This window comes from Wielerella bovis, assembly GCF_022354465.1.
Taxonomy (GTDB): domain Bacteria; phylum Pseudomonadota; class Gammaproteobacteria; order Burkholderiales; family Neisseriaceae; genus Wielerella; species Wielerella bovis.
Window position 1 is genome coordinate 1275796 of record NZ_CP092361.1, and the last position, 13409, is coordinate 1289204.

The 13409-nt window shown below is 40.7% G+C and carries 13 protein-coding genes and 1 other RNA gene; 8 read left to right on the forward strand and 6 right to left on the reverse strand.

Features of this window, described 5'->3' with window-relative positions:
• Positions 1-38 precede the first annotated feature (38 nt).
• The 4 genes from MIS45_RS06265 to MIS45_RS06280 all read left to right on the forward strand — a co-directional run bounded on the left by MIS45_RS06265 (position 39) and on the right by MIS45_RS06280 (position 4349).
• Positions 39-758: a uroporphyrinogen-III synthase gene (locus MIS45_RS06265; protein ID WP_249449905.1), complete on the forward strand. Its 720-nt coding sequence runs from the start codon at positions 39-41 to the stop codon at positions 756-758.
• A 39-nt stretch (positions 759-797) separates the two neighbouring features.
• The gene (locus MIS45_RS06270; protein ID WP_249449906.1) at positions 798-2159 is read left to right on the forward strand and encodes a uroporphyrinogen-III C-methyltransferase; all 1362 of its coding nucleotides are present in this window, start codon (positions 798-800) and stop codon (positions 2157-2159) included.
• The gene (locus MIS45_RS06275) at positions 2156-3358 is read left to right on the forward strand and encodes a heme biosynthesis HemY N-terminal domain-containing protein (protein WP_249446354.1); all 1203 of its coding nucleotides are present in this window, start codon (positions 2156-2158) and stop codon (positions 3356-3358) included. Before MIS45_RS06270 ends, MIS45_RS06275 begins: the two co-directional genes overlap by 4 nt.
• Positions 3359-3614: 256 nt before the next feature.
• Positions 3615-4349, forward strand: a complete 735-nt coding sequence (locus tag MIS45_RS06280; RefSeq protein ID WP_249441685.1) for a pseudouridine synthase — start codon at positions 3615-3617, stop codon at positions 4347-4349.
• 84 nt (positions 4350-4433) lie between these two features.
• Here the strand turns inward: MIS45_RS06280 and MIS45_RS06285 are convergent, their stop codons facing one another.
• From MIS45_RS06285 to ilvB, 3 genes are all read right to left on the reverse strand, one after another.
• On the reverse strand, positions 4434-4745 hold the full coding sequence (locus MIS45_RS06285; protein ID WP_249441684.1) for a hypothetical protein: 312 nt from the start codon (positions 4743-4745) through the stop codon (positions 4434-4436).
• Between the two features lie 65 nt (positions 4746-4810).
• Positions 4811-5302: an acetolactate synthase small subunit gene (gene ilvN / locus MIS45_RS06290; RefSeq protein ID WP_249449907.1), complete on the reverse strand. Its 492-nt coding sequence runs from the start codon at positions 5300-5302 to the stop codon at positions 4811-4813.
• Positions 5303-5313: 11 nt separating this feature from the next.
• Positions 5314-7047 carry a biosynthetic-type acetolactate synthase large subunit gene (gene ilvB, locus MIS45_RS06295; RefSeq protein WP_249449908.1) on the reverse strand — a complete coding sequence of 578 codons (1734 nt, stop codon included), beginning with the start codon at positions 7045-7047 and terminating at the stop codon, positions 5314-5316.
• 545 nt (positions 7048-7592) lie between these two features.
• Here ilvB and MIS45_RS06300 point away from each other — a divergent pair.
• Positions 7593-8045, forward strand: coding sequence for a type IV pilin protein (locus MIS45_RS06300; RefSeq protein WP_249449909.1), 453 nt, complete (start codon positions 7593-7595; stop codon positions 8043-8045).
• Entirely contained in the window at positions 8045-8515 is a 471-nt protein-coding gene (locus tag MIS45_RS06305; protein ID WP_249449910.1) for a type IV pilin protein, read from the forward strand. Before MIS45_RS06300 ends, MIS45_RS06305 begins: the two co-directional genes overlap by 1 nt.
• Before the next feature lie 283 nt (positions 8516-8798).
• On the opposite strand, the gene ffs is transcribed toward MIS45_RS06305, so the two are convergent.
• From ffs to MIS45_RS06320, 3 genes are all read right to left on the reverse strand, one after another.
• An RNA gene (gene ffs / locus MIS45_RS06310) (signal recognition particle sRNA small type) lies at positions 8799-8895 on the reverse strand.
• A gap of 129 nt (positions 8896-9024) precedes the next feature.
• Entirely contained in the window at positions 9025-11061 is a 2037-nt protein-coding gene (locus tag MIS45_RS06315) for a cytochrome c biogenesis protein ResB (RefSeq protein WP_249449911.1), read from the reverse strand.
• Between the two features lie 263 nt (positions 11062-11324).
• Positions 11325-11951, reverse strand: coding sequence for a c-type cytochrome (locus MIS45_RS06320; protein WP_249443732.1), 627 nt, complete (start codon positions 11949-11951; stop codon positions 11325-11327).
• A gap of 174 nt (positions 11952-12125) precedes the next feature.
• Between MIS45_RS06320 and yihA the strand changes: the two genes are divergently transcribed.
• Together yihA and MIS45_RS06330 are read left to right on the forward strand one after the other, a co-directional pair.
• Entirely contained in the window at positions 12126-12743 is a 618-nt protein-coding gene (gene yihA / locus MIS45_RS06325; RefSeq protein WP_249443731.1) for a ribosome biogenesis GTP-binding protein YihA/YsxC, read from the forward strand.
• A 254-nt stretch (positions 12744-12997) separates the two neighbouring features.
• Positions 12998-13333 (forward strand): hypothetical protein, encoded by a 336-nt coding sequence (locus tag MIS45_RS06330; protein WP_249443729.1) that lies wholly within the window; start codon positions 12998-13000, stop codon positions 13331-13333.
• Positions 13334-13409 lie beyond the last annotated feature (76 nt).

The window sequence follows — 13409 nt, forward strand, 5'->3', positions numbered from 1 at the left end:
ATGCAACCTGAAAATTAATTTTTATTTTATCTTAACCTATGCCGACCTTATTACTCGTCCGCCCTGAAAATCGCCAAGCTGCCGACATCGCCTTGTGTACGCAATACGGTTGGCACGCCCTGCCCTTTGCACCAATTTGCATTGTTCCGCAAACAGACGAATGTTTCAGGCTGCCTGAAAAAATAGCTGCGGCACCAGCCATTTTTTGGGTTAGCCCAACTGCGGTAGAAATTGCCGCCACGCATTGTTCGCCCAAAATATTAGGCAGCCTGAAAACACATATTGCCGTAGGAAAAGCGACTGCTGCCGCATTACACGCTATTGGCATCAGCGAAATACATTACAGCGCAATCGGCAATGACAGCGAAGCCGCACTCGCACTACCGATTTGGCAAACTTTGCCACACGGAGCAACCATTTTATTGATACGCGGACAGAATGGACGCGAAATGCTGCCTGAAAAATTACGCGCCCAAGATTTTAAGGTGGACTATGCCGAAATTTATCGTCGTGAACCCAAAACATTAGATTGGACAAGTTTTCAGGCTGCCATACCTGATGCCGCATGGGTAACATCATCAGAAATGGCACGCGAACTCTTTGTCCAAGTACCGCCACAAATTTCGCAAAAACTCAAATCCTTGATATACTTCACGCATCATACGCGGATTGCCGATACATTATATGCACTCGGTGCCCAAAAAATATATGTTATCCGACAATTATCGGATATGTTTACCTTGTTTCAGGCAGCCTGAAACCCCGATTTCTTTACAGTTTCCCAATGGAGACAACACATGACCGACTCTCAAAAACCACAAGAAAACACAGAACAAACTTCTGTAACCGAACAAAAGCAGCCTGAAAACCAAACGGCGCAAACACAAATTACTGTTCTCGATAAGCAGCCTGAAAAAACACAACCGATTGTAATTGAACGACAATCCAATGGTAAAGGTTTGGCAACAGGCGCATTAGTTTTGTCGTTATTGGCTTTAGGTGCAAGCGGCTTTTTGTTTGTGCAAGGACAAAATGAGCTGAAAACACAACAACTCAAAGTAGCGCAAGAACTGGATAAAGCAGGTTTGGGCGACAGTCAAAATGCGGTTTTGTTGCAAAATACCTTGATAAAACAAGAGGAATTGGATAAGCAACTGGCGCAAATCGTACAAAATGAAAAAAATACGCAAGAAAGATTAAACAGCATCAATCGTGCGTATGCAGAATTATTGAAAGGGCGCGTTAATTGGCTGGTGGATGAAGTAGAAGCCACTTTAAACGTTGCTTCACAACAATTATTGTTGTCAGGTAATACGCCTGTTGCCATTACGGTTTTGGAAAATATTGAACAGCGTTTGGCGCGTTTTGAACAAGGCGATTTATTAGCGATTAAACAAGCGGTGAGCGCCGATTTGACTGCGCTCAAATCTACTTCTTATGTCAATGTATCGGGTACCGCTTTGCGCCTTGATCGCTTGGAAAATTCCATTAGTGGTTTACCTTTGATGGTGGATAACACACTCCAAGCCACAAACGATAAACCCGAAGTGGTTTCGCAAGCAGGTAGTTTTTGGACTCGCGCGTGGGATAATACCACCGCTTTGCTAAAAAGCATGGTGGAAGTGCGTAAATTAGACAATAACGATGCGATGCTGATTGCGCCCGAACAAGTGTATTTTGTGCGCGAAAATTTACGTATGCGTTTATTGGACGCGCGTTTGGCGGTATTGCAACACAATAATGAAGTATATCAAAACGATTTAGCAGCGATTGAAAGTGCTATTAAACAATACTACGATGTGCAATCTCCCAATACCCAAGCATTTTTAAAAGAATTAGGCGAATTGAGAACATTGGAAATTCGCATGGTATCAGATGATGCTTTAAAAGGCAGCCTGAAAGCGGTACGCGATTATCAAGATAAACTGCGTACCACTACACCGATTGTGTTACCAGAAACAACAATAACAGCACCTGCCCCTGTTGCCTCATCAACTACACCTAATACCACTGCTGCATCAGAAGTAGCCACAAAACCTGCTTCTGCGCCAAGTGTTCAGGCTGCCTCACAAGCTACAACGGAAACCAAATCGTCTTCTGAGCCAAAAGCAAAACCTGCTTCCGAGCCTAAAACAGATAGCAAAGGAACGTCAGCATGAAACAGCTAATTTGGATTATTTTTCTGTTCCTGTGCGCCATTGGTTTGGCATTAGCAGCGCATACCTACACAGGTAATGTGTACATTGTGATAGAACATTACATGTTGCGCATCAATCTGCATTTCTTTGCGGTGGCATTAGCATTGGCAGTATTCGCCTTGTATATTTTGATTAAAATATTCTCTGGCGTATGGGGTACTCCTGAAAAATTAAGTCGTTTTGGTTCAGGTCGCCGCAGTCGCCAAGCAGCTAGCGAATTAAATGCAGCAGGTTTAGCCTTTTTTGAAGGCAAATATCAAGAAGCCGAACAGCACGCCGCCAAAGTGCTGGCAAACAAAGAGGCTGGTAATACGCGCGTACTGGCATTGATGTTAGCAGCCCATGCTGCTGACCAAAGCAGTAATATTGAGCAACGCGATAAATATCTTGCCGACATTGCACGATTGCCAAATAAAACGCAACTTTCTCGCTATTTATTGTTAGCAGAAAGCGCACTCAATCAACAAAATTACGAAGCAGCCGACAACCATTTGAAAGCCGCCGCACAAATCAATCCACGATTGACTCGTTTGGCTCGTTTACAACTGCGTATGGCATTGGATAAAGGCGATGCTTTAGATATTTTGGATAAAACCGACAAATTGCATCGCGCTGGCGCAATGAGCGATAAGGAAGCACAGCAAACTGCTGAAACTGCCTATCGTAATTTATTGGCAATGGCAAACGATGCGACTGGTTTGAAAGCCTGTTTGAAACGCATTCCCGATACGCTGAAAAATGGTGCAATGGATGCCGCGATTGCTGAAAAATATGTGTCATTGGGCTTATATAGCCAAGCCGTTGCATGGGTAAACAAACATTACCCTATTACGCGAGATGGTGCTTTGCTGACACCATTTGTTAATAGCGTACGTTATTTGGACGAACACAGCCAACAAAAAGCGATTGATACGGCTGATGAATGGTTGAAACAAAATCCCAAAGATGCGCGTTTGTTGCGTTGTTTGGGTGAATTAGCCAGCAACCGTGAATTGTGGGGTAAAGCGCAAGGCTATTTAGAAGCCAGCTTGGCTCTTGAACCTGCCATACAAACGCGTTTAGCATTGGCAAATGTGTTTGACCGTGCAGAACGTACCGATGCGGCACAAGAACAACGCCGTTTGGCATTGCGTGAAATGCAAGAAAACGGTGAAGAATAAGTTTCAGGCTGCCTGAAAATCATTTCGGGCAGTTTTTTTATTTTTCAGGCTGAAACCTTTGCAAAACCCCAGATTTGAGCGCAGTTCAAAGCGATAGTATCGCAAAACGCGCAGACATATCATATAGATAGGCAAGCGTTTGAGAAACGCATCGCGCAGAAATGTGCCAAAGATGGGAATTTTGCAAAGGTTTCAGGCTGCGTATTTTGAGTAATACAGCCTGAAAATCTAATCATTCATTTTGGATAAAAATATAATGACTGTTGAACCGATTCGTCTCTCCAAACGCATGGCAGAACTGGGTATTTGTTCACGCCGTGAAGCAGATTCGTATATTGAAAAAGGTTGGGTGCGTGTGAACGGCAAAATTGCCGTTTTAGGGCAAAAAGTGATGCCATCTGACCGCATTGATTTAGACAAGCAAGCGCATCAACAACAAGCGCAACGTGTAACTATTTTGCTGAATAAACCTGTGGGATTTGTTAGTGGGCAGCCTGAAAAAGATTATCGTGCGGCAGTGGAATTGATTACGCCTGAAAATCATTGGGATGGCGATACCAGTCGTATTACCTATCAAGCCAGCCATTTAAAAGGACTTGCGCCAGCAGGACGTTTGGATATTGATTCGGTGGGATTATTGGTTTTGACACAAGATGGGCGCACAGCAAAACAATTAATTGGCGAAAACAGTGACAGCGAAAAAGAATATTTGGTACGCGTGAAAGGACAGTTGAGCGAACAAGGTTTAGCATTGCTCAATCATGGTTTGAGTTTGGATGGCGAAAAATTGCGTCCTGCCAAAGTGGAATGGCAAAACGAAGACCAACTGCGTTTTGTGTTGAAGCAGGGTAAAAAACGACAAATTCGCCGTATGTGTGAATTGGTGGGTTTGCGTGTGGTGGGTTTGAAGCGCATCCGCATTGGGCGCGTGAAACTGGGTGCATTACCAATGGGTAAATGGCGATATTTGTCGCCAAATGAGCGATTTTGAACAGAGAGCTAATGCAGCCTGAAAACACCTTTCAGGCTGCCTTTTTTGATTTCTGACAATTTTTGTCAGAATGTAACCTAAAACTTAAAATGTCGCGCACACAATGATACCGCCCATACCCGCTTGCGGCGATAAATGAAAGATTTGCCAATTTTCGCCACTGTGAATGTAATACGACAAGTTAGGAAATTCGGCGGCGATACGCGGTGGCAAATTGCTTAAATCGTATTCGTATATATCAAATAAAATATTGTGTGGATAAAATCCATTCAAGGAAAAATCCACAACACTGGTAAATTCTCGTTCAGGCAGCCCTTCAAATCCCAAAACCAATTTATCTTCTGCATGATAATGGTGGATAGAAATTAAACGGGCATTTGTATAAAGTTTTGTCATATCAATATCTTAAAAACATAAAAGGCAGCCTGAAAACATTTTCAGGCTGCTTGTATTATATCAGATTAAATCTTCAAAATTCGTTCGCCACGACCAATTCCTGCTGCGCCTGTACGAACGGTTTCCAAAATCAAACCTTTGGGTATATTTTCCAAGAAACTGTCTAATTTATCGCTGGCTCCTGTTAGCTCAATCGTATAGGATTTTTCTGTAACATCAATGATATGCCCACGATAAATATTGGATAAGCGTAAAATTTCATCACGGTCTTTGCCGATTGTGCGGATTTTGACCAGCATCAATTCTCGCTCAACATAACGACTTTCGTTTAAGTCTGATACTTTAATTACTTCTACTAACTTGTTCAGTTGTTTGGTAATTTGCTCAATAGCATCATCGTCAGCATTTGTAACAATCGTCATCCGCGATAAAGTTGGGTCTTCAATAGGCGCAACCGAAAGAGAATCAATATTGTAGTTACGCGCTGAAAACAAGCCAACTACACGGCTCATTGCGCCTGATTTATTTTCCATGAGAATAGATAAAATATGTCGCATCTGCTTGCTCCTTATGATTTATTGTCGCGCATATGAATTGGTAAAACCATTTCGTCCAGCCCTTTGCCATTACCCACCATTGGGAAGACATTTTGCTTGCGGTCGGTTACGAAATCCATGAAAACCAAGCGGTCTTTTAATGCAATGGCTTCTCGTAGCGCGCCTTCCACGTCAGATGCTTTGGTAATGCGCATACCAACATGACCGTATGCTTCTGCGATTTTGACAAAATCGGGCAGCGATTCAAAATAGGTTTGTGATTCACGATTGCTGTAATAAATTTCTTGCCATTGGCGCACCATACCCAAATAGCCGTTGTTTAAGCACAGGATTTTTACGGGTAATTTATATTGTGAACAAGTGCTTAATTCTTGGATATTCATTTGAATAGAGCCTTCGCCTGTAACACAGAATACATCTTTTTGGCGATTATGTGCCAAATATGCGCCCATGGCATAGGGCAAACCTACGCCCATTGTGCCTAAACCACCCGAATTGAGCCACTGGCGCGGTTCTTTGAAGGGATAATACTGCGCAGTAAACATTTGATGCTGTCCCACGTCCGAAGTAACAATGGCTTCGTTATTTGTGATTTTTGCCAATGTTTGAATGACAAATTGTGGCAAAATCAATTCTTTATCATCGGTTTCAGGCAGCCTTAAACAATCTTGAACACGCCATTCTTCAATGGTTTTCCACCATTTTTCTAATGTGTGTGCATGGAAAGAAACCTCTTGTTTTTGCCAAATACTCAACATTTCTGTCAAAACATTTTTCACATCGCCCACAATCGGCACATCTGCTTTTACTCGTTTGGAAATGCTAGACGGGTCAATGTCAATGTGAATGATTTTTTTCGGACTATTTAAAAATTTTTCAGGAGACGATACCACGCGGTCATCAAAACGTGCACCAATCGCCAATACAACATCTGCTTTTTGCATTGCCAAATTGGCTTCATAAGTACCGTGCATACCCAACATGCCCAAAAATTCACGCTCATCAGCCGAATAAGCGCCCAAACCCATCAAAGTACTGACGCAAGGAATATTCAATGTCCGAACAAAATTTCTTAATTCTTGGGTTGCATTGCCCAAAACCACGCCACCACCAAAATACACCAATGGACGTTTTGCGGCAGACAACATTTGTATTGCTTTTTTAATTTGCCCAATATGTCCTTGTAAAACAGGCTGATAAGAACGAATGACCACATCTTCTTGCGGATAACTGAATTTTGCCATTGTTTGCGTTACATCTTTTGCGACATCCACCACAACAGGTCCAGGACGACCTGATTTAGCAATTTGGAAGGCTTTTTTAATGGTAACTGCCAATTCATTAATGTCCGTTACCAGAAAATTATGTTTCACACATGGTCGTGAAATACCAACCATATCAATTTCTTGGAACGCATCTGTACCAATTAAAGGTGAGCCAACTTGACCAGAAATCACCACCAATGGAATAGAATCACTGTACGCAGTCGCAATCCCTGTAATTGCATTGGTTGCACCAGGCCCAGATGTTACCAATGCCACCCCTACTTTACCGCTAGCACGCGCATAAGCATCTGCTGCATGCACCGCTGCTTGTTCATGTCTTGTTAAAATATGTTCAAATTTATGAAGTTGGTAAATAGCATCGTAGATTTCCAGTACTGCGCCACCAGGATAGCCAAAAACGTATTCCACGTTTTCCGCACTCAAACTTTGCACGATGATTTGTGCGCCAGATATTTGCATGATAACCTCTTTATAAATAAAGCGAAAAATGAACAACATCAAAAAATTCTACCGATGCACCTGTAATGCTTCCGAGTCGGGCAACGATTTAGGGTACGCGCACCGAGTAAACGGGATAGCAACTTTTTGTGCTTGATTCAATTTAACGCAGGGTTTTGAAAAAAGTGTGTAGAGAGACAATAACGCAAAGACTTATAGAAAACAAGTCAATTTGTAAAAATTCGTTTTATTTTTTGAAAATTTGTAACAAATTTATTGATAAAAAACACTTATTTTATGAAATTTTCTTACCATTTAGGTTAATAGGCAGCCTGAAAATATCAATATGAGGTTAGATACGCTTTGTATCCATTTTTTCATAAACATCCATTTTAACTACCCAAACCTCTTCTATTTCCCCAAACACAAAATAAATTTTATCCAAAAAAGAAAACATTATTGCTCATATTTTCAGCTAAAATAATGTTTTCAGGCTGCCTTATGCAATCTGCATACAAATTGCTAGCCATTTTTTATAATTTTAAATATTCATTGGTTTATAAAATATGAAATTCTCTACAAAACAAAATCAACGCGGTTTTACTTTGGTTGAATTAATGCTTGTTGTATCAATTATTGCAATATTAGCAGCAATATCTTATCCAACTTATACAAAATATGTTCAAAATAGCCGTATAGAAAATGCACGCGCCACAATGGGCGACATTATTACAGATTTAGAGCGCTATTATGCGCAAAATAATACTTTTACTAGCGCAAAACAGCCGACACAAACCAATCAATTTTACAATTTTAAACTAACTGTTGTTAATGCCAATAACTATACTTTAGTTGCAGAACCTAAAAATGGGGTATACAGCGACAGTACATTAGCAAAACGAACATTGATTATTCAATATGATTCTATTGCTAATGTTTTTGCACGTTGCACAAGCAGTGGCATTGAAAACTCAAAAAATAAAACAGCACCAACTGTTGATGGCTGTGAAGTGATGTAATGGAAAAATTTGCAAAATCACGCGGTTTTACACTCGTTGAATTGTTAGCTGGGGTAGCCATTATTGCAATTTTGATTGCAGTTGCTTATCCCAGCTATCTTAATTATGTGAAACGCGCTCGTATTCATGCTGCATATCAAGCACTATTGGACAATGCTCATGCACTTGAACGGCATTATGCAAATCATGCTAATTTTAAGAAAAACAGTACCACTTGGATGGACTTGGCAATTACGCAAACACAGCATTTTTGCATTCGTTTCCAAGGCAACCCTCGTGGTACAACTTCCGATAGCATCTACAGCATTAAAGCCGTTGCATGGGACAAAAAACAAGAACCTCGTGTTCTATTGTTTAATCAGAATGGTACAGCGCAACTGTGTCAAAGCAGTAGTTCCACATGTGAAGAGCAAGATTTTTTTAAAAATCCAGCGCGTGCTGATAAAAATTGTCAGCCGTATCCTTCGTAATTATAGTTATTTTGCACAGAGAAACTGACAATGCTGTATTATTTTTCATTTTATAGTGAATTCAATTTAAACCAGTACAGCGTTGCCAGCTCCCTTATGTACTAGGTGTACACGGCAGTCGCTGTCGCCTTGTCCTGATTTAAATTGAATCCACTATATCACAATCAAGATTGTGCAAAGGTTTCAGGCTGCATTAATAATATCAAAATAAAAACCCTGTTTCATTTCTGAAACAGGGTTTTATTATCAACCAAAAAAAGGAAATCATCATGAAAAATGATGGGGCGGCGAGCCTAACCCTCGGCACTGACTTTTCTAAGTGGGCTGCTAGCTTCCGCTCCTGACCCGTTGCTCAAAATTACCATGCGAGGAGACCCGCCGTGAAGTGGTGCATTATAGCTTTTGTTGAAAAAATAGCAAGCATTTTTTACAATTTATTTTCAGGCTGCCTTTATTCAAGGCAGCCTGAAACCTTATATCCAATTGAATTAACAATAATTTATTTAATTTTATTTACTCAAATCTCGCCCTAACGTTTCCAAATCTTTAACTCGCGCAGGAAATTCTTTTATCAAATCACGCTCATGGCGATTGGACGACATAGCAAAACGTACTGAACCATCTGTATGAAACAACGCCCATGCTCGTTTTTCGCGCACATAAAACATAAAAAGTACGCCCAGTACCAAAAACAGCGAGCCAATATATACCAAACTTGCACCTGGTGATTTGGTCATTTGCAAACCTGACATATTGACTTGTTTAAAGCCCGTTAATTGTAGCAACACGGGTGCATTAAAACGTGTCAATCCTGTATAGCCGTCCATACTATTTAACAAAAATTTGTTCCGTGCCTCGCCACTTGGCATTTCAGGCAGCCCTGCATTTTTCAAGCCTTCGTCCAAAGCGGTATTCATGGCACCATATAAAATTTGATACATAAATTCGCCCGTTTTTGTTTGCTCACTTTCAGGCACATTATTTTGAATATGTTCATTAATCGCCAAATATCCACCTTCGGCAAATTGGCGCAATAAATTTTCCACCGCCAATTTAAATTGTGGGCGCATTGTCTCGTCTACACCCAAAATTGTTTTTTCTACAATCATCGCGCGTTGTTCAGGCTGCAATAACACATCACGCAATGCCATAAAACTATCTATTTTCGCATTGTGGTCAGCAGGAATCATCAGCCAACGATAGGGCGAGTTTATGTCTGAACGCTCGCCTGTGGCAAAAAACAGCGAACCTTCGCGCGGTAACGGCAGCATATAGCTAACATATTCATGCGCTTGCCCTGCTCCATCGCGTACTTTGTATGTGATGGTCGGACCGACATTTTGAAATTTTTTTTCTTGATTCACACTGCGGATTTCGTGCAATTTATTTTCAGGCTGCCTATCGTGTTCATTTAAATCTTCCACATTAAACACGCGCAATTCACCAAATTCTAATTGGTATTGACCTGCGCTACCTAAATCTAACGGAAATGCTCGCTGTGAAACTGCTTTTAAATCGGCGGGTTTACCAATGCCACGCAAATTCCATGTATTCAGTTGAATATCTGAACCGCCATCGCCATAACTGGCTTGATAAATGGTTACCCCATTCATGGTCAAAGGATGATTCACACGAATGGTTTTTTCAATTTTTTCGCCAGTTTTTTTGTCTGTAACCACAATATCGCTGGCAAAATCTTTGGGCATACCCGTGTCATAAAAATCAATATGAAATTTTTTCAACTCCACCGTAAATGGCAATTTTTGCAACAATAAGCCTTTATCGGCATTCAAGAATGTTTGGTCAATCGTTTGCCCTTCAATCACTTCGGCATTGCCACGAAATGATAAATTATATTCGCTCAACGTACTTTCAGGTTTGAAATCACGCGCATACACACTGGTGCTATCAGGCTGAATTTTTCCCACCAACATTCCTACTTTTAACAATAAATTGCTATCAACCAAACCACCCAAACAAATCACAATTAAGGCAAGGTGTGCCAAAATATAGCCCCATTTATTCATTGCGCCTTTTTTGGCTGCAACGATAATACTGCCATCTTCACGTTTTTCTGTTTTTGTTTTAAAACCTTGAATAGATAAATATTTTTCTACAATTTCAGGTTTCAGGCTGCCTGCAAATGCGTTCGGTAATTCAGCAGAATGTTTCATGTGCGCTAATGATTTTGCGGTAGCATTTAAACGAAATGATTTCATTTCACGCAAATAATTAGGTGTGTTGCGCCACACGCACAAACCTGTGGACAGTACCAAAAAAATCATAATCACCACAAACCATGATGAGGCATATACATCAAATAATCCCAAAAAATGGAAGATTTCTGCCCAAAATGGTCCAAATTGCACCACATAATTTTGTGATGGCTGATTTTGTTGCACCACTGTGCCGATAATAGATGCAATCGCCAAAATAGACAGCAAAGCAACCGCAAAGCGCATGGAACTGATAAAGGCAAACCATGGGCGACGGATGAGGGGGATTTTTGTTTTTGTGTTGGAATATTTTTTTTCGTGGTTAGACATCATTTTTGTCAATCAATAAACTTTCAGGCTGCCTGAATAAGAACCTGTATTCATAATCTTAAATATATAGTGGATTCAATTTAAATCAGGACAAGGCGACAGCGACTGCCGTGTACACATAGTACATAAGGAAGCAGGCAACGCTGTACTGGTTTAAATTGAATTCACTATAGTCGTTTTAAATTATGTAATTTCACTATCCACAATACATTTCAGGCAGCCTGAAAACATTATTTTAGGCTGCCTGAAAAGATACAGATAGATTATTTCAAACCTTGAATAAAGTTGCCTACTGCTTTCATGTCTTCTTCGCTCATACGTTTGGCAACATCTTCCATCATGCTATTTGGACTGGTGCGTTCACCGCTAGCATATGCTTTTAATTGCGTAACCACATATGAAGCATGCTGACCACCCAAGCGTGGGAACGCATTAACTGCTGTACCACCACCCAATGTACCTGCTCCGCTTGGGCCATGACATGCCATACATGCGGGTACTTTTTTATCTGGCAAACCGCCACGATAAATACGCGCACCCAACGTTGGGTTTTCGTTTGGATTGGCTTCGCCAGCTTTGGGATTTTGTTTGGCATAGTAAGCAGCAACATTGCGAATATCATCATCGCTTAAATTTTGTACCATTGGTGTCATGGTTGCCGCTGCACCTGTTGTACGTTCGCCTTTTTTAATGGCAAGTGTTTCACGGAAAATAAACGAAGCGTGCTGTCCAGCCAATTTTGGGTAAGTGGCAATCGCACTATTACCATCTGCCGCATGACAAGATGCACACATATTTTCTGCAATTTGTTTGCCTTTGTTCAAATCAACAGGTTCAGCCAATGCCAAACCTGCTACTGATAAAGCTGCCAAAATAGTCAGTCGTTTCATGGAAAAATGCTCCTGATTCAATAAAGCAGCCTGTGCCGCCTTTTAATATTAAAATGATTTTTATAAGCTTGGAAAGTGAAATGCTACGATTTTATCTACACCAACACCCAAGTCAGTCTCAAAACGTGGTATTCTATACCAAATTCACATAAATTTACTAGCAATTTACAAGCCATGAATCTTTTTCAAAACGCCAAATTTTTTACAACCGTCAATCATCTCAAAGACCTCCCTGATACGCCTGCCGAAATTGCTTTTGTAGGACGCAGCAATGCAGGTAAATCCAGCGCGATTAACACGCTTTGTAATCACGTTCGCCTTGCCTACGTTTCCAAAACACCTGGACGCACGCAACACATCAACTTTTTTGAATTAGCCAACGGTGGTTTTATGGTAGATTTACCAGGCTATGGCTATGCGCAAGTTCCAGAAGCGGTACGCGCGCATTGGGTAAAACTACTGGGTGATTATTTGCAAACACGCACGCAACTGATTGGTTTAGTTTTGATTATGGATGCACGTCATCCACTCAAAAATTTGGATATCCAAATGCTGGACTTTTTTGCTTTAACAGGCAGACCCGTGCATATCCTATTATCCAAATCAGATAAATTATCCAAAAATGAGCAAATTAAAACACTGGCTGCTGTCAAAAAAAGTCTAAAACCTTTTATGGAACGCCAAGCTATTTCCGTGCAACTGTTTTCTAGCTTGAAAAAACAAGGTATTGAAGAAGTAGAAAATCAAGTACAAAAATGGTTTTCTGCATTAGCTACGCCCATCTTAGAATAATGTCAGTCGCTTATAATGAAGTTAAAGCGATAGTAACTACTGTGTACAAATCGTATATCAAGGAAACAGAGGAGATAATAGGGACTTTCACGCTAAATTCTCCCAATTTTGCAGGCAAAATTGTTTCAGGCTGCCTTATTGTTACACTATATCAGAACAAAATAATTTAAAATCAATAAGTTACTTGAAATAATCAAAATACTCCATTACAATACATACATAGTATTTTAATCACACTAATCAGGAGTAGATTTATGACTTGCAAAACACATGAACATCACGACCATCAACACGGTGCAAACTGTGGACATACCGCTATTCAGCACGGTGACCATGTTGATTATTTACATGATGGTCATCTGCATCATGCACACAATGGTCATTACGATGAGCATATTTTAGATGTCAATGAAACCAATCCTGCTGCTTGCAATGCAGCTCATACCTGCGCCAACCATGTTCACGGTGAAGGTTGTGGACACGAAGCTGTGCCACATGGTGACCACATTGATTATATTGTCAATGGTCGTTTGCACCACCAACATGGTGAACATTGTGATGACCACGGCGCAATAGAAATTGTTCAATAATCTTCACTTTTAAGATTAGGCAGCCTGAAAATCGAAAAACTGGTTTTCAGGCTGCTTTTTCTTTATAATCCAAGCG